1 protein-coding gene is annotated in these 1,918 nt (G+C 49.0%); it reads left to right on the top strand.

The genetic code is table 11. The features are described 5' to 3' along the window. Positions 1 to 1,774: prepilin-type cleavage/methylation domain-containing protein (locus QRD42_RS01020; RefSeq protein ID WP_321987996.1), on the top strand; the 1,774-nt coding region annotated here is incomplete at its 5' end. Between the last annotated feature and the right edge of the window lie 144 nt (positions 1,775 to 1,918).

Raw genomic sequence — 1,918 nt, 5'->3', positions numbered from 1 at the left:
TTCACGTTACCTCTTCCTCGGCAGTGAGTGCCGGGGTCCCAGTGGCGCAAAAGGCGCATTAAAATTCAAGCTTGCAGACACCATGCTCCCATGTGAATTGCGTGCAGGTGCAGAAGATTTCGAACTGGTGCTGGAGCGTGTGGATTTTGTCAACAACAGCGGCAGCACTGACGCCCTCGGCATTCAGCGCATCGATTTTTACCTGACCCATCAGGCAGAGGCCGAGGATGAAGGACTGCATTTTACCGGCTTTATTAAACCGCTGGAAAAAGCGCTGCGTAATGCGGGTCTCGGCTATATCCAGGCGGCAGTAGTAGAGATCACCTCATCCGGTGAATTCAGGCTGATTATGAAGAATTCAAAGGTAATTGAGGTCAGTGATGTTGCCAGTAATATGGATCTCTTTGATACCGATAAACGCTACGGTATCCGCCTGAGCTTCGATAAAAGCAGCGAGTATATTCCGGCTGACGGCTCGGTGCCTGTCGCCAAAATGTGCTGGAATGATGTAAAAGGTGAAGCCGGGCCCTGCATTTCCGCCATTGATTCCGATCGCCTGGTGATCAAAACCAGTGATGCAGCGGGCAAAAACAGCGATGAACCGGCGATGTGCTGGGATAAAGAACAGAAACAGAGCACCCTGTGCCTGGCAGCGATGAATAGTACCGGCGTTAATCCAAACGGTGAGAATCCGGACGATCGCATCCTGCATTTACGCACCACTTCAAGTAAAAATGATACTGAAGTAGTGCCGGGAACGCCGAGTTCACTCAAGGGTACTACCGGTACGCTGTATGCCAATATCGTGATGGAAAACACTTCCCGGCGGCACCCGGCGATATGGCATATCGCCTATAACCAGGATGATGCTAATAAGCTGAAAGATGGCATTGGTGGAAGTAAAAATACCAGTGACAACGATAGTACCACTTTAGATTTTAAGGATGCCTTCCGGGGCCAGTATGAACTGGTCACGCCAGCCGTCACCTTCTACCAGTCATTTAAAAATGATTATGCGCCAGGAGCCGGACCGAAAACGAATATTGATCAACTGTATATAGATACCAACGCCGAGAAGAACTATAAGGCGCTATTATCAGAACCCGGTGTGATCAGGTTGCCACTACAAACCTGCCCGCGAGTGGATGGCAAGCCATCTAACGCTGAAAGCAAATCAGCGAATGCCCCATTGCTGGCCCGTAAACTCTATCCACGCTTGTCGGTCGCCATTTCATCAGTAGCGGCAGACGATAATAAAGAGATGGATGAGCGTGGGTATACCGACTATACCCAGCAGGGCGCGGTGCGAGCTAATACGAACGCAAAAGGCAATCCGGCAGGAGCGATAGCCGGTGTCGCGGTACAGGCAAATATTGTAGTAGATAAAGATGACGCCAGTGAAGCTGACAGGTCGCTTCTGAAAGAAGAAAAAACAGGCCTTTTTGATGACTGGATTTCTGATATTTGGTTTACCGGCAAGGATGTTTACCATAAACCATTTTGGTTAATCAGCGCGACCGCTGCAACCATCGACCCCGATGGTAATGGTACCAATAAAATCAACCCGCAGTCATTGTCGGTCATTATTACCCAATGGTGCAGCACCATTCCGCAGGGAGGGATTATCTCTTCTGATGCTGCTTATAACTGGGATAGCAAAGAACCACATAAGTTTTTATTGCACTCCGTTGTAGCCGAAGATACAGATTTGAAATTCTATAACGACAGTAATACTGAAATCGATTTCCCTGACCATGAACGAATGACCTATTAATCATTGGAAGAAAAAAATGAAAAAAACATGGATAATTAAGGCCACGGTAACTGCCGTAATAGGGGGGCAGATCGCCTTTGCGGGTGCCGCAACCGCATCAAAGAACGCCGACGCGGGCCTGCTGGTCACAACACCGCAGCCAGC

This window comes from Enterobacter sp. PGRG2 (assembly GCF_030291195.1).
GTDB lineage: Bacteria > Pseudomonadota > Gammaproteobacteria > Enterobacterales > Enterobacteriaceae > Enterobacter_D.
Note: the sequence above shows the minus strand (reverse complement) of the source record. Positions and strands in the feature narration are given on the sequence as shown.